Below are 24,137 nucleotides of genomic sequence, written 5' to 3'. Positions count from 1 at the left end.
ATGTTTCAATTAATACTATTTGTTAAAAAAATATATAATATATGAATTCAAATTATTTCACTGAAGAACACCAGGCGTTTAGAGAAAGTTTAAAAGATTTTTTGCAGAAAGAAGTTGTTCCGCATATTGAAAAGTGGGAAAAAACAGGTACGATAGAACGTTTTATTTGGGAGAAATTTGGCGAGATGGGTTACTTTGGAATTGCATATCCTGAGGCTTATGGCGGTCTAGATCTAGATTTATTTTATACTGTTATTTTTCTAGAAGAATTACAAAAAATTAAGTCATCAGGTTTTGCTGCTGCAATGTGGGCTCATGGGTATTTAGCGATGACCCATTTGAATGCTGAGGGTGACGAAAGAATAAAACAAGACTACTTAGTGCCAAGTATCGCTGGAAAGAAAATAGGTGCTTTATGTATTTCAGAGCCTTTTGGGGGCAGTGATGTTGCGGGGATGCGCACTAACGCCGTTAAAAAAGGAGACAAATATATTATTAATGGTTCTAAAACATTTATTACAAACGGTGTTTATGCAGACTATTATATTGTTGCAGCAAAGACTAATCCTGAACTCGGTAACAAAGGGATTAGCATTTTTTTAATGGATACTGGTTTAAAGGGTATATCTGCCGTTAAGCTAGATAAATTAGGTTGGAGAGCATCGGATACAGCCGAAATTGCATTTGATAACGTAGAGATTCCAGCAGAAAACTTAATGGGTGAAGAGGGGAAAGGGTTTCCTTATATCATGCAACATTTTGCTTTAGAGCGTTTAATAATGGCAATAAACGCACATGCTAGAGCTGAATATGCGATAGATTATACCATAGATTACATGTCGCATAGAGAGGCGTTCGGGAAAAAAATCAGCAAGTTTCAAGCACTTAGACATACGTTAGTTGAGCATGCAACAGAGGTAGAACATTGTAAGGTGTTTAACTATGCCGCTGTTGCTCGTTTAGATAAAGGGGAATACGTTGTTAAGGAGGCAACCATGGCTAAGCTGAAATCCACAAAAGTTGCAGATGATGCTATTTACAGCTGTTTGCAAATGTTAGGGGGTTATGGTTATATGGAGGAGTATCCATTAGCACGTTTGTTTAGAGATAGTCGTTTAGGGCCAATAGGCGGTGGAACTTCAGAAATTCTTAAAGAGATTTTAGGAAAAATGATTATTGATAATCAAAATTATGAGCCAGCTGTGAAATAATAGCTCGCCGATAATCAATTCAGATAAAGGATAGCGAATGTTGAATAATTTCTAAATTATTTCTCTTCGGAGAGGAATTACTGAAATTAAAAAAATAGCGATTTATAGAAATTTGTTGAAAGCGCAAGTGTTTTTAAAATCATAAAAAAAGCGACAATCAGTTACGATTGTCGCTTTTTTCATTTATGCCTTCTATAATTATTTCTTGAACAATCTCGTGTTCTCCCTCTTCTAAGTTTTCTGTTAAATGTTCTTGTTCTGATGTCTTCTTGTTGATGAAAAATTTTGCATATATCGGAAAATGATCAGATCCGAAATGTTCTAAACTTTTTAATTCATCAATAAATACATCTGACGTGTGAAACATCAAGTCAATAGGAAATCTTAGAAACCAGTATTTGGTATGAAAACTGGAGATAAATCCTCTGCCAATTCGTCCGTCTATAGTCTCGCTGGTTTTTCTAAATAAGATGGAGGATTTTGCCCAAGCCACATTGTTAAAATCCCCAACTACAACACAAGTATCAGCGTTTTGTTTTATTTTTTTTGCGATACTCAAAAGCTCTCCATCACGCTCTTTGGAATTTTCTTCCTCAGTAGGACTTGGAGGTGGTGGATGTACGGCAAAGAAAGTGAATTCAAAATTGTCTGCAGTTCTTATTATTGCCTCAATACTGGGTAGATCATCCGCTACAAAATAATGAACGCTGTGATTTGTTATTTTTAATTTAGAATATAAATGCATGCCATACGTATTGTCTAAGGCTACTTTGACACTGTATATGTATTTGTTATCCAAAACCGAGAGTGCCTTTTCCCAATTTTTATCAGATTCCATGGTTAAAAAAATATCCGGATTGTATTTATTAATCAAAGCTATAAATTGTTCATATTCTTTGTTTTCTTGAAATACGTTTGCCGAAAGGACTGTAATTATTTCTGAAGAAATATCACAAGGTTCTTTTTGTACAGACTTGTGAAAAGAAGTGTATTTGGAAAGAGTTACAAGATGTCCTATGATATTTATTAAAGTCAATACCTGAAGAATCCGTATCCAAACATCATATTCATCTATTAAGATAAAGCTAAAGATTAGAGCTGTAATCTGTAAAATAAGTATTTGAATTTTCCCAAACTCAAAAAACCTATAGAACCAATGTGTCAGTGGCATATAGGGTAAAATACTTGCAAAAAGAAGTAGAATAGAAATTACGATAAACCACATAAACTAGATTTTATTGGTAAAAATAAATAAAATTATGCAAATACTTGTAAGTTCACTTTATTATCCTACTTTTGCAGTCTAAAGAAAGGGGGTGTCTATATTATGTTAATTATACCAATTAAAGACGGAGAAAATATCGATAGAGCGTTAAAACGTTACAAAAGAAAATTTGATAAAACAGGAACTGTTCGTCAACTAAGAGCACGTACTGCTTTTATTAAGCCTTCAGTAACCAATAGAATCAAAATTCAAAAAGCGGCTTATATCCAAAATATGAGAGATAACTTAGAGAGTTAGTCGATTCCATTAAATAAAATACCGTTAGTCATCAAAATTTTATAACTTTGATGCTAACGGTTTTTTTATGTCCACAAATAAATACGCATTTAGAGATTATCTCTCTTTGGAGAAAAAATATTCTTCTCATACAATAACAGCTTATTGCAACGATATTAATTCTTTTGAGTCGTTCAATAAAATTCATTTTGATCAGGAAAATATCGAACGAGTGAATTACGGTCAAATTAGAAATTGGATTGTTTCATTAGTTGATGATTCAGTATCAAATGTTTCGGTGAATAGAAAAATTGCATCCTTAAAGGCATTTTATAAATTTCTATTAAAAACAAAACAGATAGAAGTTAGTCCGCTGTTGAAACACAAAGCGCTTAAAATTCCCAAAATAATACAGATTCCTTTTTCTGAAAAGGAAATGACGGCTGTTTTGGATCAAATGCAAAACACGGTCGGATTTGAAGAGGTTAGGAATAAGCTCATAATTGATTTGTTGTATACCACAGGAGTGCGAAGAGCAGAATTGATTCATCTAAAAATGGAGAATGTTAATTTGTTATCTAGTACAATTAAGGTGTTAGGGAAGCGAAATAAAGAGCGTATTCTTCCAGTGTTGCCAATAATTTCAGATCAGTTTTCTTTATACGTAAAAGAAAGAAACTCGTTGTTGGTTATGGTTGATGATGATTATTTTTTTCTCACAAAAAAAGGGTTAAAATTAAATGAATCCTTTGTGTATCGTCTAATAAATTCTTACTTTAGTACTGTGTCGGAAAAAGTAAAAAAAAGCCCTCACATTTTGCGACATACATTTGCGACACATTTATTAAATAATGGAGCAGATTTGAATGCGGTGAAAGAATTATTGGGACATTCCAGTTTGGCATCTACTCAAGTATATACGCACAACAGTTTAGCGGAACTGAAGAATATATATAAAGATGCGCATCCGCGGGGAAGAAAGTGATTTGGTGTTTAACAATTAAAAAAGATGATTATGAAGGTAAGTGTTCATGCAGTTAACTTTACTGTTGACAAAAAGCTAGTAGATTTTGTTCAAGAAAGGTTGGACAAGTTGGAAAAGTATTATGACAAAGTCGTGTCAGCGGATGTTTTTTTGAAAGTTGAAAAGACAAGTGATAAGGAGAATAAAGTTGCCGAGGTGAAAATTAATGTTCCTGGAGATGATTTTTTAGTAAAAAAACAGTGCAAAACTTTTGAAGAAGCTGTGGAACTTTCTGCAGAATCTCTAGAACGAATGTTGGTAAAAAGAAAAGAAAAGATAAGTTCTCATATTTAATATAAATTTTTTTGAAAAAATGTTTTGATTGAGAGATAAAATCTATACATTTGCAGTCCGTTAGAAATAGCGGACTTTTTTTATTGATTCGCCAGCGTAGCTCAGTTGGCTAGAGCAGCTGATTTGTAATCAGCAGGTCGTGGGTTCGAGTCCCTCCGCCGGCTCAAAACTTTAAAGGTTTGATAATATAAAAAGTAGGGGAGATACTCAAGCGGCCAACGAGGGCAGACTGTAAATCTGCTGTGTGAACTTCGCAGGTTCGAATCCTGCTCTCCCCACTAGGATTAATCTTAGATTACAATAGGTAGATTGAATAGTCTGAGGATTGTAATTTAAGCTCTTTGATAAGGGGTTCTGCCGACTTAGCTCAGAGGTAGAGTGCTTCCTTGGTAAGGAAGAGGTCACGGGTTCAATTCCCGTAGTTGGCTCAAGTAAGTAGGAAATAAAAATTAATATATAACAAGATTAAAATTAAGTAAAATGGCAAAAGAAACCTTTAACCGTAACAAGCCCCACTTAAACATTGGTACAATTGGGCACGTGGATCACGGAAAAACTACATTAACGGCAGCAATCACAAAAGTTTTATCTGATGCTGGTTACTGTCAAGCAAAATCATTTGATCAAATTGATAATGCTCCTGAAGAAAAAGAAAGAGGTATTACAATTAATACATCTCACGTTGAGTATGAAACTGCTAATCGTCATTACGCTCACGTTGACTGTCCAGGTCACGCGGATTACGTAAAGAACATGGTTACGGGAGCTGCTCAAATGGATGGTGCTATTCTTGTAGTAGCTGCAACTGATGGACCTATGCCACAAACACGTGAGCATATCCTTTTAGGACGTCAGGTTGGTATTCCTAGAATGGTTGTGTTCATGAATAAAGTGGATATGGTTGATGATGAGGAATTGTTGGAACTTGTTGAAATGGAAATTAGAGACTTATTGTCTTTCTATGAATATGATGGGGATAATTGTCCAGTTGTTCAAGGTTCTGCTTTAGGTGGATTGAATAATGATCCAGCATGGGTACCAAAAATTATTGAATTGATGGCTGCTGTAGATTCTTGGATCGAAGAGCCAATTCGTGATACTGAAAAACCATTCTTGATGCCAGTTGAGGATGTATTTACAATTACTGGTCGTGGAACTGTTGCTACAGGTCGTATCGAAACTGGTATTGCTAATACAGGAGATGCTGTTGAAATCATTGGTATGGGAGCTGAAAAATTGACTTCTACTATTACAGGAGTTGAGATGTTCCGTAAAATCCTTGATAGAGGTGAAGCAGGAGATAACGTAGGTTTATTGTTACGTGGTGTTGATAAAGAATCTATCAAAAGAGGAATGGTTATCATTAAGCCAGGTTCAGTTAAACCACACGCTACTTTTAAAGCTGAGGTTTATATCTTGAAAAAAGAAGAAGGTGGTCGTCATACACCATTCCATAATAACTACCGTCCGCAGTTTTACGTTCGTACAACTGACGTAACAGGGGTTATTACTTTGCCAGAAGGTGTAGAGATGGTAATGCCAGGAGATAACTTAACTATTAATGTATCTTTGTTAAGCCCAATTGCAATGAGCGTTGGTTTACGTTTCGCTATCCGTGAAGGTGGTAGAACTGTAGGTGCTGGACAAGTAACTGAGATTGTAGGTTAATATCCTAAAAATTATATAAAGCCAGTTGATTTTCATAACTGAAAAGTCGCTGGCTTTTAACTAACGGGCGTAGTTCAAGGGTAGAATAGCGGTCTCCAAAACCGTTGATGGGGGTTCGAATCCCTCCGCCCGTGCAAAAAAATAAATCATAATGACAAAAGTTGTTAATTACATATCAGAAGCATTTGAGGAATTAAAGTCAAATGTAACTTGGCCAGCTTGGCCTGAGGTGCAACGTCTAACGATTGTTGTTGCTGTTTTTTCGGTATTATTCGCCTTGGCAACATGGGGAGTTGATGAAATTTTCGCAAAAGCTTTAGCTGGATTTTTTAACTGGATAAAAGCTTAATTTTTTTGTTATGGCAGATAATAATATTAAAAAGTGGTATGTCGTTAGAGCGGTAAGCGGACAGGAAAACAAAGTGAAAGCATACATCGAAACCGAAATCGCAAGGTTAGGGATGGGTGATTATGTTTCGCAAGTTTTAGTTCCTACTGAAAAAGTCGTTACTGTGAAAGAAGGGAAAAAAATAATCAAAGACAAAGTTTATTTTCCTGGATATGTTATGATTGAAGCGAATCTTATTGGTGAAATACCTCATATTATCAAGTCTATAACAAGTGTTATTGGTTTTTTAGGTGAAATAAAAGGTGGAGAGCCTGTTCCTTTGAGAATTTCAGAAGTAAACAGAATGTTAGGTAAAGTGGATGAATTGGCTGTGAATACAGACACTCGTTCAATTCCTTTCAATATCGGTGAGACAATTAAGGTGATTGATGGACCTTTTAATGGTTTCAATGGTACTGTTGAAAAAATTAATGAAGAAAAGCGTAAGCTTGAAGTAATGGTTAAAATTTTCGGAAGAAAAACACCGTTAGAGTTGAGTTTTATGCAAGTTGAAAAAGTATAATTTTTTGTTACATCTATAATATCCATTATAATCGCTTCCAATGATTATGATGTTAAATTTTTTAAAAAATGGCTAAAGAAATTAGTAAGGTAGTTAAACTACAAGTTAAGGGAGGTGCTGCGAATCCGTCGCCACCGGTTGGACCTGCTTTAGGAGCTGCTGGGGTAAACATCATGGAGTTCTGTAAGCAATTTAATGCTAGAACTCAAGATAAACCCGGCAAAATATGCCCAGTACAAATTACTGTGTATAAAGACAAATCATTTGATTTTGTTGTAAAAACTCCTCCAGCTGCTGTCCAGTTATTGGAAGCTGCAAAGCTAAAGTCAGGATCAGGTGAACCAAATCGTAAAAAAGTAGCAAGCGTTACTTGGGACGTTATCAAAGCAATTGCTGAAGATAAAATGGTAGATTTAAATGCATTCACAATCGAATCTGCTATGAGCATGATTGCTGGAACTGCTAGGTCTATGGGTATAACTGTATCAGGAGATTCTCCTTTTTAATTAAGAGAAAGACATGGCAAAATTGACAAAAAAGCAAAAAGAGGCTGCTTCGAAAATTGAAAAGAACAAACTATATTCTCTTAAAGATGCTGCGGCATTGATAAAATTAGTTGCTTCTGCAAAATTTGATGAGTCTGTTGATATCGCGGTACGTTTGGGTGTAGATCCAAGAAAAGCGAATCAAATGGTAAGAGGTGTGGTAACATTGCCTCATGGAACTGGTAAAGACGTTAAAGTATTAGCATTAGTTACTCCAGACAAAGAAGCGGAAGCTTTAGCAGCTGGTGCAGACTTTGTAGGTCTTGACGATTATTTACAAAAAATTAAAGACGGTTGGACAGATGTTGATGTTATCATCACGATGCCTTCTGTTATGGGTAAATTAGGTCCATTAGGTCGTATATTAGGACCTAGAGGTTTAATGCCAAACCCTAAAACAGGTACTGTAACTATGGATGTTGCAAAAGCTGTTCAAGAGGTTAAAGCTGGTAAAATTGACTTTAAAGTTGATAAAACTGGTATTGTGCATGCAGGAATTGGTAAAATTTCTTTTGGTAGCGAGCAAATCGTTGACAATGCGCACGAAATTATTCAAACATTAATCAAACTTAAGCCAACTGCTGCTAAAGGAACATACATCAGAAGTATATACCTAACTAGCACTATGAGTCCTGCAATTGCATTGGACCCTAAAGCAGTATAATTGGTAGTTAAAAATTTTTAGTATGACTAGAGAAGAAAAATCAATCGCGATTGAAGTTTTAACTGCACAGTTAGCTGGTACAAACATTGTTTATGTATCTGATATTTCTGGAATGAATGCAGAAACAACTTCAAACTTGAGAAGAGCTTGCTATAAAGCAGGTATAAAATTGGAAGTAGTTAAAAACACTTTGCTTGCAAAAGCAATGGAAGCTTCAGCTAATGATTATGGAGATTTACCTTCAGTTTTGACTGGTAATAGTGCTATATTCATTTCTGATATAGCAAACGCTCCTGGTAAAATTATCAAAGATTTCAGAAAAAAATCTGCTAAACCTGTGTTAAAGGGAGCTTTTATAAATTCTGAAGTTTATATTGGAGACGATCAATTAGATGCGTTAGCAACTATTAAATCTAAAGAAGAGCTTATCGGCGAAATTATTGGATTATTGCAGTCACCAGCACAAAGAGTTATTTCTGCTCTTCAAAACCAATTCGCAAAAGGCGAAGAGGCTACCGAAGAAGTGGAAGCATAATAAAAATAGAGTTCTACTCTAATTTTATTTAAAAAAGCGCACAATAAATAAATTATATTTTTACAAATCATTTTAAAACGATAGAAAAAATGGCAGATTTGAAACAATTCGCAGAACAATTAGTTAACCTAACGGTAAAAGAAGTTAACGAATTAGCAACAATATTAAAAGATGAGTACGGAATCGAACCAGCTGCTGCAGCTGTAGTAGTTTCAGGTGGTGGTGAAGCTGCTGCTGAAGAAGTTCAAACAGAATTTACAGTTGTATTGAAAGAAGCAGGTTCTTCTAAATTAGCAGTTGTAAAATTAGTTAAAGAACTTACAGGTTTAGGTTTGAAAGAAGCTAAAGATGTAGTTGATAGCGCACCAAGTAATGTAAAAGAAGGTGTTTCTAAAGAAGAGGCTGAAGGTCTTAAAAAATCTTTAGAAGAAGCTGGAGCTGTTGTTGAGCTTAAATAGTTAAACTCAGTTTAAAGAATTAGGTTTAGGTCTTGGGAGTCACCCAATGACCTAAACCATTTTTCGTATAACAAAAGTCTAGGTTGTATAATTACAGAATAGTCTTTAAAACAAATTCATTTTACCCATTACGAGGAAAAAAAATTAACAGATAATAAGAAAGTAGTTATCTTAAATTGGTTTTTAAAGATGTAATGGTTGTAAAAGAAAAGTATAAATAAGTCCTTATTTGTACAAAAAAATTACTTTTTTAATCAAAATTTTGTCCATTGATGATAACAAATCAGACTGAAAGATTGAATTTTGCCTCAACAAAAAACATTCCTGACTATCCAGATTTTCTAGATGTTCAGGTTAAATCGTTTAAAGATTTTTTTCAATTAGAAACTAAATCTGACGAAAGAGGCGACGAAGGGCTTTACAATACCTTCATGGAAAATTTCCCAATTACTGATACAAGAAATAACTTTGTATTGGAATTCCTTGATTACTTTGTAGATCCACCACGTTATACAATTCAAGAATGTATAGAAAGAGGTCTAACGTATAGTGTGCCTTTAAAAGCAAGGCTAAAACTATATTGTACAGATCCAGAACATGAAGATTTTGAAACTATTGTTCAAGATGTTTATCTTGGTACAATTCCTTATATGACACCAAGCGGTACCTTTGTTATTAATGGTGCTGAGCGTGTAGTTGTTTCTCAATTACACAGATCTCCGGGTGTTTTCTTTGGTCAATCATTCCATGCAAATGGAACAAAATTATACTCTGCCAGAGTAATTCCTTTCAAAGGTTCTTGGATAGAATTCTCTACAGATATAAACAGTGTAATGTATGCTTATATCGACAGAAAGAAAAAATTACCTGTAACTACTTTATTCCGTGCTATTGGATTTGAAAGAGACAAGGATATCCTTGAGATTTTTGATCTTGCGGAGGAAATTAAAGTTTCTAAAACAGGACTTAAAAAATACATCGGTAGAAAATTAGCTGCACGTGTATTGAATACATGGCATGAAGATTTCGTAGATGAAGATACTGGCGAAGTAGTTTCTATCGAACGTAACGAAATAATCCTTGACAGAGATACTATTATCGACAAAGATAATGTGGAAGAAATCATTGATTCTAACGTTAAATCTATTTTGTTACATAAAGAAGATGCTAATCAAGGTGATTATGCTATCATTCATAATACGTTGCAAAAAGATCCAACAAACTCTGAAAAAGAGGCTGTTGAGCATATCTACAGACAATTACGTAACGCTGAACCGCCTGATGAAGAAACGGCGCGTGGTATTATTGATAAATTATTCTTTTCTGACCAACGTTACAACTTAGGTGAAGTAGGTCGTTACAGAATTAATAAAAAATTAGGGTTAGATACTCCAATGGAAAAGCAAGTCTTGACCAAAGAAGATATTATAACTATCGTGAAATATTTGATCGAATTGATCAACTCTAAAGCAGAGATTGATGATATTGATCACTTGTCAAATCGTCGTGTTAGAACAGTTGGAGAACAATTGTCTCAACAATTCGGTGTTGGTTTAGCGCGTATGGCAAGAACTATTCGTGAGAGAATGAACGTTAGAGATAACGAGGTGTTTACACCAATAGATTTGATTAATGCTAAAACATTATCGTCTGTTATTAACTCTTTCTTTGGTACAAACCAGTTGTCTCAGTTTATGGATCAAACGAATCCACTTGCCGAGATTACGCACAAGAGAAGATTATCTGCACTAGGACCAGGTGGACTTTCGAGAGAGAGAGCTGGGTTTGAGGTACGTGACGTTCACTATACGCATTACGGACGTTTATGTCCAATTGAAACTCCTGAGGGACCAAATATTGGTTTGATTTCATCTCTTGGTGTTTATGCTAAAGTAAACGGAATGGGTTTCATTGAAACACCTTACCGTAAAGTGACTAATGGAGTTGTAGATTTAGAGTCTACTCCAGTTTACTTAAGTGCTGAAGAAGAAGAAGGAATGTTAATTGCTCAAGCAAACATTCAAATGGATGCTACTGGTAAAATTACTGCCGAAGACGTAATTGCACGTCAAGAAGGTGATTTCCCAGTAATTGAACCATCAAAAGTAGATTATACAGATGTCGCTCCTAACCAAATTGCTTCGATTTCTGCATCTTTAATTCCTTTCTTGGAACATGATGATGCGAATAGAGCTTTGATGGGATCTAACATGATGCGTCAGGCCGTACCATTAATTCGTCCTGAAGCTCCAATTGTTGGAACTGGTTTAGAGCGTCAAGTAGCTTCTGATTCTAGAGTATTGATTAATGCTGAAGGAGATGGAGTTATAGAATATGTAGATGCAAATATCATCACTATCAAATACGACCGTTCTGAAGAAGAAAGAATGGTAAGTTTTGAGCCAGATGAGAAAACATACAATCTAATTAAATTTAGAAAAACCAATCAAGGTACAAGTATCAACCTTAAACCTATCGTAAGAAAAGGGGATAGAGTGGTTCCTGGACAAGTATTATCTGAAGGATATGCGACTCAAAATGGTGAATTAGCTTTAGGTAGAAACCTAAAAGTTGCATTTATGCCATGGAAAGGATACAACTTCGAGGATGCGATTGTAATTTCTGAAAAAGTAGTTCGTGACGATATTTTTACCTCTATTCACGTTGATGATTATTCATTAGAAGTTAGAGATACTAAATTAGGTAACGAAGAATTAACGAACGATATACCGAACGTTTCTGAAGAAGCTACTAAAGATTTAGATGAAAATGGTATGATTAGAATTGGAGCCGAGGTTAAACCTGGTGATATTCTTATCGGAAAAATTACTCCAAAAGGAGAATCAGATCCTACTCCGGAAGAGAAATTGCTTCGTGCAATCTTTGGGGATAAAGCAGGTGATGTAAAAGATGCTTCATTAAAAGCGTCTCCTTCTTTACATGGTGTTGTTTTAGACAAAAAATTGTTCGCAAGAGCAGTAAAAGATAAACGTAAACGTACTCAGGACAAGGATGCTTTAGGAGCACTTGAAATGGAGTTTGAAGTTAAATTTGTTGAATTAAAAGACAAATTAGTTGAAAAACTGTTCTTGATTGTAAACGGAAAAACATCTCAAGGTGTAATGAATGATTTGGGTGAAGAAGTTTTACCAAAAGGTAAAAAATATACTCAAAAAATGCTTTATGCTGTTGAAGATTTTGCTCACTTAAGTAAAGGTCAATGGGTTGCTGATGATGCAGCTAATAAAATGGTTAATGATTTAATTCATAACTATAAAATTAAATTGAACGATTTACAAGGTGCATTACGTAGAGAGAAATTCACTATTACTGTTGGAGATGAATTGCCAGCAGGTATCTTGAAACTAGCTAAAGTATATATTGCCAAAAAACGTAAATTGAAAGTTGGTGATAAAATGGCGGGACGTCACGGTAACAAAGGTATTGTTGCTCGTATCGTTCGTCATGAAGATATGCCTTTCCTTGAAGATGGAACACCAGTTGATATCGTATTGAACCCATTAGGGGTACCTTCACGTATGAACATTGGTCAAATTTATGAAACGGTACTTGGTTGGGCTGGAATGAACTTGGGTAGAAAATTTGCTACACCAATTTTTGACGGAGCATCTCTTGATCAAATCAATGCATTGACTGATGAAGCTGGAGTACCACGTTTTGGACACACACATTTATATGATGGTGGTACAGGAGAGCGTTTCCATCAAGCTGCAACAGTTGGAGTAATCTACATGTTGAAACTTGGACACATGGTTGACGATAAAATGCACGCACGTTCTATAGGTCCATACTCGTTGATTACACAACAACCACTTGGAGGTAAAGCTCAATTTGGAGGTCAACGTTTTGGAGAGATGGAGGTTTGGGCACTTGAAGCTTATGGAGCATCAAGTACACTTAGAGAAATCTTGACTGTGAAGTCTGATGATGTTATCGGTAGAGCAAAAACTTACGAAGCAATCGTTAAAGGTGAATCTATGCCAGAACCGGGATTACCAGAATCATTCAATGTATTAATGCATGAATTGAAAGGTCTTGGACTTGACATTCGTTTAGAAGAATAAATAATAGTTGAAGTAATCAGTCCCAATTTTATTGGGGCTGATTACTCATTTATAAAAGTTTTTAGGATTTATACCCGTAAACCGTTCCGATTTTTTACTAAGACCCAAATGGTTTTGTAAATAGCACTTTAAAATTTTATTTAAAGTTTAGAGAAGTAATTCGAGGTAATAGTTTAATGATTTAAGAAAGTCATAAATCTACAATCAATTTTTAATTGCAAATAAATCAATAGTAAAAACTATGATGAATAATAGAAATAATAACAATAAAGATAAAAACCCTGTAAAAAGGTTTAATAAAATCTCAATAGGACTTGCTTCTCCTGAATCTATTTTGAAAGAATCAAGAGGTGAAGTATTGAAACCTGAAACTATCAACTACAGAACGCACAAACCAGAGCGTGATGGTCTTTTCTGTGAACGTATTTTCGGACCAGTAAAAGATTTTGAATGTGCTTGTGGTAAGTATAAAAGAATACGTTACAAAGGAATCATCTGTGACCGTTGTGGTGTTGAAGTAACAGAGAAAAAAGTACGTAGAGACAGAGTAGGTCACATCAATCTTGTTGTGCCGATTGCTCATATCTGGTATTTCCGTTCCCTTCCAAACAAAATTGGTTATATCCTTGGTCTTCCATCTAAGAAATTAGATATGATTATCTACTACGAAAGATACGTAGTAATCCAAGCTGGTATTGCTAAAAATGCAGAAGGGGAATCATTACAAAGACTTGACTTTTTGACAGAAGAAGAATATTTAAACATTTTAGATACACTTCCTGCTGACAATCAATATCTTGATGATTTCGATCCAAATAAATTTGTTGCCAAAATGGGAGCAGAATGTATTATGGATTTATTGGCAAGAATTGATTTAGATCAATTGTCTTACCAATTGAGACATAATGCTAACAATGAAACGTCTAAACAACGTAAAACGGAAGCATTAAAAAGATTACAAGTTGTAGAATCTTTCCGTGAGTCTAATTTGAACCGTGAGAATCGTCCAGAATGGATGATTATGAAAGTGGTTCCTGTTATTCCACCAGAATTGCGTCCACTTGTGCCACTTGATGGAGGTCGTTTTGCAACTTCAGATTTAAATGATTTATACCGTCGTGTAATTATACGTAACAACCGTTTGAAAAGATTGATGGAGATTAAAGCTCCTGAAGTTATCTTAAGAAACGAAAAACGTATGTTGCAGGAATCTGTAGATTCACTTTTCGATAATACACGTAAAGCATCTGCAGTAAAAACAGAATCAAACAGACCATTAAAATCATTATCTGATTCCCTTAAAGGTAAGCAAGGACGTTTCCGTCAAAACTTACTTGGAAAACGTGTGGATTATTCTGCTCGTTCGGTAATTGTTGTTGGACCTGAATTGAAATTATCTGAGTGTGGTATCCCAAAAGATATGGCAGCAGAATTGTACAAACCTTTCGTTATCCGTAAATTGATAGAAAGAGGTATTGTTAAAACGGTGAAATCAGCTAAAAAAATAATTGATAAGAAAGAGCCTGTAGTTTGGGATATCCTTGAAAATGTAATCAAAGGTCACCCAATATTACTGAATCGTGCTCCTACTTTGCACAGATTAGGTATTCAAGCATTCCAACCAAAATTAATTGAAGGAAAAGCAATCCAATTGCACCCTTTAGTTTGTACTGCATTTAATGCGGATTTTGATGGGGATCAAATGGCAGTTCACTTGCCTTTAGGACCAGAAGCTATTTTGGAAGCACAACTATTAATGTTGGGTTCTCACAATATTCTGAATCCTGCAAATGGAGCTCCAATTACAGTACCTTCTCAGGATATGGTTTTGGGTCTTTACTATATGACCAAAGAACGTTTATCAACTCCGGAACTTAAAATTTTAGGTGAAGGAATTACTTTCTATTCTGCTGAAGAAGTAAATATTGCTTTGAATGAAGGTAGAGTAGAATTGAATGCTCGTGTTCGAATTAGAGCTAAGGATTTCAATGAAGCTGGTGAATTAGTTTTTAAAATTATTCAAACAACTGCTGGTCGTGTATTATTTAATGAAGTAGTACCAGAAGCAGCTGGATATATCAATGATGTATTGACTAAGAAAAATCTTAGAGATATTATTGGTCACGTTTTAAGTTCTACTGACGTGCCTACAACCGCGGCTTTCTTGGATAACATGAAAGACATGGGTTACAAATTTGCCTTCAAAGGTGGTTTGTCATTCTCTCTTGGAGACATTAGAATTCCAGATCAAAAACCAAAATTAATTGCAGATGCCAGAGAACAAGTTCAAGGTATTTCTGCTAATTATAACATGGGTCTTATCACTAATAACGAACGTTACAACCAAGTTATTGATGTTTGGACTTCAGCGAATGCACAACTTACAGAGTTAGCAATGAAAAACATTAGAGAAGACCAACAAGGTTTTAACTCAGTGTATATGATGCTTGATTCTGGAGCGAGGGGTTCCAAAGAACAAATTCGTCAGTTAACCGGTATGCGTGGTTTGATGGCTAAGCCTAAAAAATCTACTGCTGGTGGTGGTGAAATTATTGAAAATCCGATTCTTTCTAACTTTAAAGAAGGTCTTTCTATCCTTGAGTACTTTATTTCTACTCACGGTGCGCGTAAAGGTCTTGCGGATACGGCATTGAAAACTGCCGATGCAGGATATTTAACAAGAAGATTGCATGATGTATCTCAAGATGTTATTGTTAATATCGAAGATTGTGGTACTCTTAGAGGTGTTGAAGTTTCAGCATTGAAGAAAAATGAAGAAATTGTTGAATCATTAGGTGAAAGAATTTTAGGACGTGTTGTTTTGCAAGACCTTATTAATCCTTTGAACAATGAAGTTTTAATTGAATCTGGACAACAAATCACAGAAGCTATAATGAAAGCAATTGACGCTTCTCCAATTGAGAAAGTTGAAGTGCGTTCGCCATTAACTTGTGAAGCGTTGAAAGGTATTTGTGCAAAATGTTATGGTAGAAATTTAGCTACTGGTAAGATGACACAAAGAGGTGAAGCTGTTGGTGTTATTGCAGCACAATCTATTGGTGAGCCTGGTACACAGTTAACATTACGTACTTTCCACGTTGGAGGGGTTGCGGGTGGTATTTCTGAAGAGTCTAGTATCATTACTAAATTTAACGGTAAACTGGAAATTGAAGATTTAAAAACGGTTAAAGGAGAAGACAGTGACGGTAATGCAGTTGATATTGTAGTGTCTCGTTCAACTGAATTGAAATTAATCGATGAAAGAACAGGTATCTTATTGAGTACTAATAACATTCCTTACGGTTCAAGTATCTTCGTTAAAGACGGTCAATCTGTTGTAAAAGGAGATGTGATTTGTAAATGGGATCCATATAATGGAGTTATCGTTTCTGAATTTACCGGTAAAATTGCTTACGAAGAATTAGAGCAAGGTCAATCATTCATGGTTGAAATTGATGAGCAAACTGGTTTCCAAGAAAAAGTAATTTCTGAATCTAGAGCTAAAAAATTAATTCCAACTTTATTGGTTTACGGTAAAGACAATGAATTGATTCGTTCTTATAACTTACCAGTTGGAGCCCACTTGATGGTTGAAAACGGGGAGAAAATTAAAGCAGGTAAAGTATTGGTGAAAATTCCGCGTCGTTCTTCTAAATCAGGAGATATTACAGGAGGTTTACCTAGAATTACAGAGTTGTTAGAAGCTCGTAATCCTTCAAACCCAGCTGTTGTTTCTGAAATTGATGGTGTTGTTTCTTTTGGAAAAATCAAAAGAGGAAACCGTGAGATTGTTATCGAATCTAAATTTGGTGACATTAGAAAATACTTGGTTAAATTATCAAGCCAAATTCTAGTTCAAGAAAATGACTTCGTAAGAGCAGGTGTGCCTTTATCTGATGGTGCAATTACTCCGGATGATATTTTAAGAATCCAAGGGCCAGCAGCTGTTCAACAGTATTTGGTTAATGAAATTCAAGAAGTATACCGCTTACAAGGGGTAAAAATTAACGACAAACACTTTGAGGTAGTAATACGTCAAATGATGCGTAAAGTAAGAGTACAAGATCCAGGTGATACTTTATTCTTAGAAGATCAATTGATTCACACTAAAGATTTCATCGTTCAAAACGATAAATTATACGGTATGAAAGTGGTTGAAGATGCTGGAGATTCTAGTGCATTGAAAGAAGGACAAATTATTACGCCTCGTGAATTGCGTGATGAAAACTCTTTATTGAAACGTACAGATAAAAATCTTGTTGTGGCTCGTGATGTTGTTACTGCAACTGCAACACCAGTTTTACAAGGTATTACAAGAGCATCGTTGCAAACTAAATCGTTTATTTCTGCTGCATCTTTCCAAGAAACTACTAAAGTATTGAACGAAGCTGCTGTTGCAGGTAAAATCGATTACTTAGAAGGATTGAAAGAAAATGTAATTGTAGGACATAGAATCCCAGCCGGAACAGGTATGAGAGAATATGACAATACGATTGTAGGTTCGAAAGAAGATTACAATGATATGATGGCTAACAAAGAAGAATATATTTATTAAGATGAATAATACTAATCAACAACAAGAGCAGATTAATATTGAGTTAGATGAAAAAATTGCTGAAGGAATTTATTCTAATTTGGCTATAATTAATCACTCTTCATCAGAATTTGTTTTAGATTTTGTAAGTATCATGCCCGGTATTCCTAAAGCTAAAGTGAAATCAAGAATTGTCTTGACGCCACAACATGCTAAAAGATTGCTAAAAGCAATTGGAGAAAATATTCACCGTTTTGAAGTCGCTCATGGCGAAATAAAAGACACTGAACAAGCGCCAATTCCGCTTAATTTTGGTCCTGCGGGACAAGCATAATATTCTTAAAAGGCTCCAGAAATGGAGCCTTTTTATTTATAAGTTATTCTTGAATGTGAGGATTTGCTAGTAGCATTCAACGTTTTAAATTTGAAATACAAGTGATTGGAATGATTTTAGGTTTTTAAAAATCAAATCTGATTCTCAAAAATGCACTTCGGTTTTGCTAGAAACTTATTAGTAATAATTGGAATGTTTTTTAGTTTGTGCTTTGTTATTATTTGAGCCTTACCATTATTTTACCACTTTAGGTTAACGTGTTTATTGAATACGTCAACATTAACTCATCATTAAATCTTGGCTATTTACAACAAATTTGTGCTTTAAACGAGTATTCTGGTTCTTTATCGAAAATATTTTTCGCTCGTTTGTAAATGATATACTTTCGCTCTCGAGATAGACAAATGTATTCTGTCTATTATAAAAAACGAATTGTTATGAAATATTTTTCTTTAGAAGCAAGTAAAAAAGTCATGTTGAATGGCTTCCTAATGTTTGCTTTTATTTTTGTGTCTAATACTACTGTTTTTGCTCAAACTTCAAAAAATGTAGTAGAAGTAAATACAATTGACGTTACTACTAACACTAAACAAGATAATGTTTCTGCAGTTTCATCCTCAAATAGTATGAACTTTGTATTGTGGTTTATGGGTTCTAAACAAGATCCAAACACTACAATATCTACAGAAGGAACAAATACTAAAAAACAAGTTATCACTTCAGGTACAGCACCAAATCGTCTGTTAATCAAAGCTTTTTTGAAAAAAGCAGCGAACTTGGAAAGTATGATTGCTTAAACTAAAAATCATTTTTAAATTACATAAAAAAAACGCTAATTTTTAAATTAGCGTTTTTTTTATGTAATTTTTTTTACTTTGATTTCTGGATAGCATATTGTCATCCAGAAATTATTTTTAACTAAAATATTATTCAAATTCCGAAGTAAAGAATAATTTCACATTTGGATATTTATTCTGTGTCATTTGTATTGTAAAATCAGAATCAGCCAGAAATACTAATTGTCCATATTTATCATGTGCCAAGAATTTTTGTTTGATTCTTCTAAATTCTTTGAATTCCTCACTTTTTGGATCATTGGGTTTTACCCAACATGCTTTGTGTACTGGGAAATTTTCATACGTACATTTAGCGCCGTATTCATGCTCTAAACGGTATTGAATAACCTCATATTGAAGCGCTCCAACTGTTCCAATGATTTTTCGGTTATTCATTTCTAAAGTAAATAGCTGCGCTACACCTTCATCCATTAACTGATCAATTCCTTTGTCCAATTGTTTAGCTTTCATTGGATCAGCGTTATTAATATATCTAAAGTGTTCCGGAGAGAAACTTGGAATTCCTTTGAAACTCATAATTTCTCCTTCGGTTAACGTATCTCCAATTTTGAAATTTCCGGTATCATGTAAACCAACAATATCTCCAGGATACGAGATGTCTACAATCTCTTTCTTTTCAGCAAAGAAAGCATTTGGACTGGAGAATTTTAAGTTTTTCTTCTGGCGTACGTGATAATACGGTTTGTTTCTTTCGAAAGTTCCAGAAACAATTTTTATAAAAGCCAGACGGTCTCTGTGTTTTGGATCCATATTGGCGTGGATTTTAAAAACAAATCCAGTCATTTTTTCCTCTTTAGGATCTACTAATCGTGTTTCGGAATCTTTAGGTCTTGGAGATGGAGCAATTTGTACAAAACAATCCAATAATTCTCTAACTCCAAAATTATTTAAAGCGGAACCAAAAAATACTGGTTGTAGTTTTCCGTCTAAGTAATCCTGACGATCAAATTTAGGATAAACTTCGTCTATCAATTCTAATTCTTCACGCAATCTATCAGCGGGTTTTTGACCGATAATTTTCTCTAATTCTGGATTTTGAACATCGGAGAAAGCAATTGTTTCTTCAATGTTTTTACGATTGTCGCCACTAAATAAGTTGATATTTTGTTCCCATAGATTATAAATTCCTTGAAAATCATACCCCATTCCTATCGGGAAGCTTAATGGTGTAACTGTTAAACCTAGTTTTTGTTCCACTTCATCCATCAAGTCAAAAGCATCTTTTCCTTCTCGGTCTAATTTATTGATGAATACGATAATTGGAATTTTTCGCATTCTACAAACAGCCACTAATTTTTCAGTTTGTTCTTCAACCCCTTTGGCAACGTCAATTACAACAATAACGCTGTCAACAGCAGTTAAAGTTCTAAAAGTGTCCTCGGCGAAATCCTTGTGACCTGGCGTATCGAGAATGTTTATTTTTTTATCTTTATAATTGAATGCTAAAACTGAGGTAGAAACCGAAATTCCTCTCTGGCGTTCAATTTCCATGAAGTCACTGGTAGCGCCTTTTTTAATTTTATTATTCTTCACCGCACCTGCTTCTTGAATCGCACCACCAAAAAGGAGGAGTTTCTCAGTAAGTGTTGTTTTTCCGGCATCAGGATGTGAGATAATCCCGAAAGTTCTTCTGCGTTGTATTTCTTCTAAAAAGCTCATATTTGTATAAATAGTTTGCAAAAGTACTATTTATAAATGCCAATTAAAAAAATAGTATCCGCTAATTGGAGCAGGTGGGTTTTGAAGTCGCAATTCAAGTGATTTTGATTCAATATTAGAAACGTGATGATTTAATAAATGATAAAAAAGAAGGCCGTCTTTTCAGACAGCCTTGATGATTTTTAAGTGTTACATATTGATTGACCAAACAGAATATCCATTTGGCGGACATTGAATTTTAACCCATTTATCTCCTTGGGTTGTTGGTAGCCAAGTCGAATTTCCAGTGAAATCTTTGATTTGTGCGTTAGTCCAATTCGTTTGAATCCATCTTTCTTGCCAAGTAGATGAATTGTTAATGTAAACTACTAAGCCAGGATTGCCGTTGTATCCGTTTCTGCGGGCGATATATTCGTCAGTATCAGTGAATAAAATTGAGGTGTTTCCGGTGGCTTTGTTATTATGAATCCAGATTAAATTGTTCATCTTTGTTTTGTTCAGCCATTCTTCATAATCGCGATAAAAAATAGTTGGATAACCTTCATGTGTTAAGATGTAGGCGTATGCTAGCTCTTTTTTCCAAATTTCGTCAGTGTCGTGGTTGGCGACGAATGTAACCGCTTTGTACGGATTTCTTTTCCACATCATGTCATCATTCAAAATATTTAGATTATTTCCATCGAAGGCATCATTCATTTTGTAATAACAAGCAAAATCAAAAACAGAACTATTGGCATTATTCGCCCAATCATTTAGTATGTTTACGTTTGAGTCCCATAATTCGCCAACAGAGAAACCGCCAACGTTTGCATTCCAATCTTTTATCACCCACGGAGCAAAACCTTTCACGTAATCAAATCTCCAGCCATCAAATTTCATAGTATTTTTGTAATATTTACCAACTCCGTCTACTCTTTTCCAAAGCCAGTCTTGTACATTAGGAACGACATGCGCTAAATCAGGAAAACCTCCAAAAGCTCCTTCATCATTATTTCCATAAGAATTTTTATAAAAATCAGCGCTGGTTCTCTTAAATTTTCCAGAAGCAACACCAGTAAAATTAGTATAGGTTTGCGTCCCTGTAAATGGATTGCTTTCTAATTGCCCACCACTGTTGTGATTTAAAACCATATCAGCATAAACCTGCATGTTCTCGGTATGCACTTTGGTGATTAAACTTTCTAATTCGGTACGGGAACCAAATCGGGTTTCTATCGTACCATTTTGATTGTAATTTCCAAAATCAAAATAATCTGTAGGATCATAACCCATGGAAAATGGTCCATTTTGAGCTTTTGAAACCGGAGGAAGCCAGATAGAACCAATTCCAGCATTTGACCAAGCAGTGATTTTTGCATTTACAGTATTCCACCACGTTCCGCCGGCTGGCACGTCCCAGTAAAATGCCTGCATCATCACACCGCCACCTGGATTTGCAACGTATCTGCCTGTTGTACTTGATTGTTTTCCTGTACTAAAAGGATGGCCATCGTGATTTGTAACATTGATCACTTTGAATTGTGCAGCGGCTTCTGATGAATTGGTTACAAGGTCATCATTCGAATTACACGAGTAGAATCCAACGAGTAAAGCGGTTAAGAAACAAATTTTAAAATTGTGTTTTTTCATAAAATAGATAATTTAGGTTAATTAATAGGTTTTGGGTAATAGTAATTAAGATTGAAATGACAAGTTTCTGTTTTTGTTTGAATTTAAATTCTAAAATTATTTAAAGAATGTGTTTTATTATAATGGAAATAAAAAGTATAAAAAAATAGTATAAAATTATTTTAATACTATTTTTTTAGATTAAAATGCAAACTTTTAGCTAATTTATACAAATTCTTACAAGCTATGCGTCAGATTTTTTTTAATGAAGAACGAAAACGTTGTAGTGTTCACAAGTTTTTAAATAGAGCGCTAAAAATGAGTATTTTAATAGCTATAATTTTTAATTTGTAACCTTAAAAACGAGAAATTCTTGGCAGTTCTAAGAATTTTTGATAGAATGAAAAAATACTGTAATCATAAATTCTGGTGGTTAATCGGAGGTGTCAAATAAGAGAAAACAGGGATGATGAATTTAATTACTGTGGATTTAAGTAAAAGTAATCCGTATTTATGATGTTTTTTCGTAGCTAACCTTCAGTATCTTTATGGTTTACAAATGGAATTAGCCGATAAATAAATGCGTTTATAATTTTTTGTTAATAGTAGTTAGGAAACTTGTATTATGTAATTGAATTGCTATTTTTGTTCGTTTTAAATTTAAAGAATACTTAAGAATTGTATTGTAAAATTTCAATTCAGTTGTTGATTCTTAAAGTGTATATTTGCCAAAATTATTCGGGCACCTATCAAATGGTTTAATAACAATAGAATAAGTATATTTTTACGACAAATACAAATTAGAATAATGCCAATAAATAAAATAAAAATGAAATCCATTAATAATAGAATTGCACTTACTTTTTTTCTTTTACTTTTTACAAGTGTTATAACAAGTGCACAAGAAATTATTAAGGACTCCGTGATTGTTCCAATCAAGAAAATCCAATCAACTGGTAAACAAAAAATTGATGGCGTAATTGCAACTGTGGGAGATTACATCATTTTAGATTCAGATATTGATAAGTCTTATCTTGAAATTTCAGCGGGAGGCGGATCTGTAAAAGATATTACAAGATGTCAAATGTTGGGGAAATTATTAGAAGATAAATTATATGCGCATCAAGCAATTCAAGATAGTATTGTTGTAACAGATTCTGAGGTAAAAGGAATGTTAGAAGAGCGTTTGAACTATATGGTAGGACAAATTGGGTCTTTGGAAAAAGTAGTGCAGTATTACAAAAAGGATTCTGAAGAAGAATTTAGAACTTATTTCGCTGATATTTTAAAAGAAGGAAAGTTGACTTCTGAAATGCAGAAGAAAATTGTTGATGCAGTAGAAATTACGCCGGAAGAGGTTCGTAATTATTTTAAAACAATTCCAAAAGATGATCTTCCGTTTTTTGGAGTGGAATTAGAAGTTGCGCAAATTGTGGTTACTCCGAAAGTTTCGGCAGAGGATAAACAAAAAGTTATTGATCGATTGAATGGTTTCAAAAAGGAAATTGAGGAAGGTTCTAGTTTTTCCACTAAAGCAGTTTTATATTCTCAAGATCCGGGATCAAGATCGAATGGAGGATTTTATAAAATGAATCGTAAAACGCCATTTGTAAAAGAATTTAAAGATGTTGCTTTTAGTTTAGCTGAAGGTGAAATATCAGCTCCGTTTGAAACAGATTTTGGATATCATATTATATATGTAGAAAAAATAAAAGGACAGGAAGTAGAATTACGTCATATTTTATTATCACCTACGGTTACTGAAACGGCGCTGAATGAAGCGAAAGAAAAAATTACTTTGATCAAAAAAAGAATCGAAGACAAAGAAATTACTTTTGCGGAAGCAGCCAGAACATTATCTGATGAAAAAGAAACAAGAGCAAATGGTGGTGCATTAATCAATCCACAAACACAGGATACTCGTTTTGAATTGACTAAAATGGATCCTACTTTTTACAGTCAAGTTTCTAATTTGAAGGAAAATGAAATTTCAGCTACAATTTTAGACCAAGGAGAAGAAGGTAAGAAAAAATTCAAATTAATTACCGTAACCAACAGAATTGATGAACATGCAGCTGACTATGCCAAAGATTACATCAAAATTAAAGAATTGGCTCTAAAAAATAAACAAATTACTGCTATTGGAAAATGGTTTGATGAGAAAATAAAAGAAACGTATGTGAAAATTATTGGTGAATATAGAGATTGTACTTTTACCAACAATTGGCTTAAAAAATAGTCTTCTTTTT

At 34.3% G+C, this 24,137-nt stretch carries 19 protein-coding genes and 4 tRNA genes; 20 read left to right on the top strand and 3 right to left on the bottom strand.

The features are described 5' to 3' along the window. The first annotated feature begins 41 nt into the window (after window positions 1-41). Window positions 42-1,211, top strand: coding sequence for an acyl-CoA dehydrogenase family protein (locus DR871_RS00980; RefSeq protein ID WP_113665253.1), 1,170 nt, complete (start codon window positions 42-44; stop codon window positions 1,209-1,211). Window positions 1,212-1,368: 157 nt separating this feature from the next. Here DR871_RS00980 and DR871_RS00975 read toward each other — a convergent pair whose 3' ends face one another. Next, entirely contained in the window at window positions 1,369-2,436 is a 1,068-nt protein-coding gene (locus DR871_RS00975; protein ID WP_242497058.1) for an endonuclease/exonuclease/phosphatase family protein, read from the bottom strand. A 102-nt stretch (window positions 2,437-2,538) separates the two neighbouring features. On the opposite strand from DR871_RS00975, the gene rpsU reads away from it, so the two are divergent. The 18 genes from rpsU to DR871_RS00885 all read left to right on the top strand — a co-directional run bounded on the left by rpsU (window position 2,539) and on the right by DR871_RS00885 (window position 18,561). Next, window positions 2,539-2,733 (top strand): 30S ribosomal protein S21, encoded by a 195-nt coding sequence (rpsU, locus tag DR871_RS00970; RefSeq protein ID WP_035670421.1) that lies wholly within the window; start codon window positions 2,539-2,541, stop codon window positions 2,731-2,733. A 67-nt stretch (window positions 2,734-2,800) separates the two neighbouring features. Beyond that, entirely contained in the window at window positions 2,801-3,697 is an 897-nt protein-coding gene (locus DR871_RS00965; RefSeq protein WP_113665255.1) for a tyrosine-type recombinase/integrase, read from the top strand. A gap of 30 nt (window positions 3,698-3,727) precedes the next feature. Beyond that, window positions 3,728-4,030: a ribosome hibernation-promoting factor, HPF/YfiA family gene (gene hpf, locus DR871_RS00960; RefSeq protein WP_113665494.1), complete on the top strand. Its 303-nt coding sequence runs from the start codon at window positions 3,728-3,730 to the stop codon at window positions 4,028-4,030. Window positions 4,031-4,120: 90 nt separating this feature from the next. Next, window positions 4,121-4,194 (top strand) — tRNA-Thr (locus DR871_RS00955). Window positions 4,195-4,227: 33 nt separating this feature from the next. Further along, window positions 4,228-4,308 (top strand) — tRNA-Tyr (locus DR871_RS00950). 78 nt (window positions 4,309-4,386) lie between these two features. Continuing rightward, window positions 4,387-4,458, top strand: a tRNA-Thr gene (locus DR871_RS00945). A 52-nt stretch (window positions 4,459-4,510) separates the two neighbouring features. Then, complete coding sequence (gene tuf, locus DR871_RS00940) at window positions 4,511-5,698, top strand: elongation factor Tu (protein ID WP_113665256.1); 1,188 nt, start codon at window positions 4,511-4,513, stop codon at window positions 5,696-5,698. A gap of 63 nt (window positions 5,699-5,761) precedes the next feature. Continuing rightward, window positions 5,762-5,832, top strand: a tRNA-Trp gene (locus tag DR871_RS00935). A 17-nt stretch (window positions 5,833-5,849) separates the two neighbouring features. After that, window positions 5,850-6,047 carry a preprotein translocase subunit SecE gene (gene secE, locus DR871_RS00930; protein ID WP_066082297.1) on the top strand — a complete coding sequence of 66 codons (198 nt, stop codon included), beginning with the start codon at window positions 5,850-5,852 and terminating at the stop codon, window positions 6,045-6,047. A 10-nt stretch (window positions 6,048-6,057) separates the two neighbouring features. After that, a complete protein-coding gene (nusG, locus tag DR871_RS00925) occupies window positions 6,058-6,609 on the top strand; it encodes a transcription termination/antitermination protein NusG (RefSeq protein ID WP_091164783.1) in 552 nt (183 codons plus the stop codon). 68 nt (window positions 6,610-6,677) lie between these two features. Beyond that, window positions 6,678-7,115 (top strand): 50S ribosomal protein L11, encoded by a 438-nt coding sequence (rplK, locus tag DR871_RS00920; protein ID WP_035639405.1) that lies wholly within the window; start codon window positions 6,678-6,680, stop codon window positions 7,113-7,115. 13 nt (window positions 7,116-7,128) lie between these two features. Continuing rightward, window positions 7,129-7,818, top strand: coding sequence for a 50S ribosomal protein L1 (gene rplA / locus DR871_RS00915; protein ID WP_113665257.1), 690 nt, complete (start codon window positions 7,129-7,131; stop codon window positions 7,816-7,818). Window positions 7,819-7,840: 22 nt separating this feature from the next. Further along, the gene (rplJ, locus tag DR871_RS00910) at window positions 7,841-8,353 is read left to right on the top strand and encodes a 50S ribosomal protein L10 (protein ID WP_113665258.1); all 513 of its coding nucleotides are present in this window, start codon (window positions 7,841-7,843) and stop codon (window positions 8,351-8,353) included. An 89-nt stretch (window positions 8,354-8,442) separates the two neighbouring features. Next, entirely contained in the window at window positions 8,443-8,811 is a 369-nt protein-coding gene (gene rplL, locus DR871_RS00905; RefSeq protein WP_091202326.1) for a 50S ribosomal protein L7/L12, read from the top strand. 272 nt (window positions 8,812-9,083) lie between these two features. Further along, window positions 9,084-12,896 carry a DNA-directed RNA polymerase subunit beta gene (gene rpoB / locus DR871_RS00900; RefSeq protein ID WP_113665259.1) on the top strand — a complete coding sequence of 1,271 codons (3,813 nt, stop codon included), beginning with the start codon at window positions 9,084-9,086 and terminating at the stop codon, window positions 12,894-12,896. Between the two features lie 241 nt (window positions 12,897-13,137). Further along, window positions 13,138-17,451: a DNA-directed RNA polymerase subunit beta' gene (rpoC, locus tag DR871_RS00895; protein WP_113665260.1), complete on the top strand. Its 4,314-nt coding sequence runs from the start codon at window positions 13,138-13,140 to the stop codon at window positions 17,449-17,451. A 1-nt stretch (window position 17,452) separates the two neighbouring features. After that, a complete protein-coding gene (locus DR871_RS00890; RefSeq protein ID WP_113665261.1) occupies window positions 17,453-17,764 on the top strand; it encodes a DUF3467 domain-containing protein in 312 nt (103 codons plus the stop codon). A gap of 437 nt (window positions 17,765-18,201) precedes the next feature. After that, the gene (locus DR871_RS00885) at window positions 18,202-18,561 is read left to right on the top strand and encodes a hypothetical protein (RefSeq protein WP_113665495.1); all 360 of its coding nucleotides are present in this window, start codon (window positions 18,202-18,204) and stop codon (window positions 18,559-18,561) included. A 129-nt stretch (window positions 18,562-18,690) separates the two neighbouring features. Here the strand turns inward: DR871_RS00885 and DR871_RS00880 are convergent, their stop codons facing one another. Both DR871_RS00880 and DR871_RS00875 read right to left on the bottom strand, forming a co-directional pair. Further along, window positions 18,691-20,280, bottom strand: coding sequence for a peptide chain release factor 3 (locus DR871_RS00880; protein WP_113665262.1), 1,590 nt, complete (start codon window positions 20,278-20,280; stop codon window positions 18,691-18,693). A gap of 189 nt (window positions 20,281-20,469) precedes the next feature. After that, on the bottom strand, window positions 20,470-21,909 hold the full coding sequence (locus DR871_RS00875; RefSeq protein WP_113665263.1) for an alpha-amylase: 1,440 nt from the start codon (window positions 21,907-21,909) through the stop codon (window positions 20,470-20,472). 787 nt (window positions 21,910-22,696) lie between these two features. On the opposite strand from DR871_RS00875, the gene DR871_RS00870 reads away from it, so the two are divergent. Next, on the top strand, window positions 22,697-24,127 hold the full coding sequence (locus tag DR871_RS00870; RefSeq protein ID WP_113665264.1) for a peptidylprolyl isomerase: 1,431 nt from the start codon (window positions 22,697-22,699) through the stop codon (window positions 24,125-24,127). Window positions 24,128-24,137: the final 10 nt, after the last annotated feature.

The organism is Flavobacterium petrolei (genome assembly GCF_003314435.2).
GTDB lineage: Bacteria > Bacteroidota > Bacteroidia > Flavobacteriales > Flavobacteriaceae > Flavobacterium > Flavobacterium petrolei.
The sequence above is the reverse complement of the archived record's forward strand: the minus strand, read 5'-3'. Positions and strand labels throughout refer to the sequence as shown.

Coding starts and splice junctions, on each gene's coding strand:
- DR871_RS00980 (WP_113665253.1), top strand. CDS start 42: ATGAATTCAAATTATTTCACTGAAGAACACCAGGCGTTTAGAGAAAGT.
- DR871_RS00975 (WP_242497058.1), bottom strand. CDS start 2,436: ATGTGGTTTATCGTAATTTCTATTCTACTTCTTTTTGCAAGTATTTTA.
- rpsU (WP_035670421.1), top strand. CDS start 2,539: ATGTTAATTATACCAATTAAAGACGGAGAAAATATCGATAGAGCGTTA.
- DR871_RS00965 (WP_113665255.1), top strand. CDS start 2,801: ATGTCCACAAATAAATACGCATTTAGAGATTATCTCTCTTTGGAGAAA.
- hpf (WP_113665494.1), top strand. CDS start 3,728: ATGAAGGTAAGTGTTCATGCAGTTAACTTTACTGTTGACAAAAAGCTA.
- tuf (WP_113665256.1), top strand. CDS start 4,511: ATGGCAAAAGAAACCTTTAACCGTAACAAGCCCCACTTAAACATTGGT.
- secE (WP_066082297.1), top strand. CDS start 5,850: ATGACAAAAGTTGTTAATTACATATCAGAAGCATTTGAGGAATTAAAG.
- nusG (WP_091164783.1), top strand. CDS start 6,058: ATGGCAGATAATAATATTAAAAAGTGGTATGTCGTTAGAGCGGTAAGC.
- rplK (WP_035639405.1), top strand. CDS start 6,678: ATGGCTAAAGAAATTAGTAAGGTAGTTAAACTACAAGTTAAGGGAGGT.
- rplA (WP_113665257.1), top strand. CDS start 7,129: ATGGCAAAATTGACAAAAAAGCAAAAAGAGGCTGCTTCGAAAATTGAA.
- rplJ (WP_113665258.1), top strand. CDS start 7,841: ATGACTAGAGAAGAAAAATCAATCGCGATTGAAGTTTTAACTGCACAG.
- rplL (WP_091202326.1), top strand. CDS start 8,443: ATGGCAGATTTGAAACAATTCGCAGAACAATTAGTTAACCTAACGGTA.
- rpoB (WP_113665259.1), top strand. CDS start 9,084: ATGATAACAAATCAGACTGAAAGATTGAATTTTGCCTCAACAAAAAAC.
- rpoC (WP_113665260.1), top strand. CDS start 13,138: ATGATGAATAATAGAAATAATAACAATAAAGATAAAAACCCTGTAAAA.
- DR871_RS00890 (WP_113665261.1), top strand. CDS start 17,453: ATGAATAATACTAATCAACAACAAGAGCAGATTAATATTGAGTTAGAT.
- DR871_RS00885 (WP_113665495.1), top strand. CDS start 18,202: ATGAAATATTTTTCTTTAGAAGCAAGTAAAAAAGTCATGTTGAATGGC.
- DR871_RS00880 (WP_113665262.1), bottom strand. CDS start 20,280: ATGAGCTTTTTAGAAGAAATACAACGCAGAAGAACTTTCGGGATTATC.
- DR871_RS00875 (WP_113665263.1), bottom strand. CDS start 21,909: ATGAAAAAACACAATTTTAAAATTTGTTTCTTAACCGCTTTACTCGTT.
- DR871_RS00870 (WP_113665264.1), top strand. CDS start 22,697: ATGCCAATAAATAAAATAAAAATGAAATCCATTAATAATAGAATTGCA.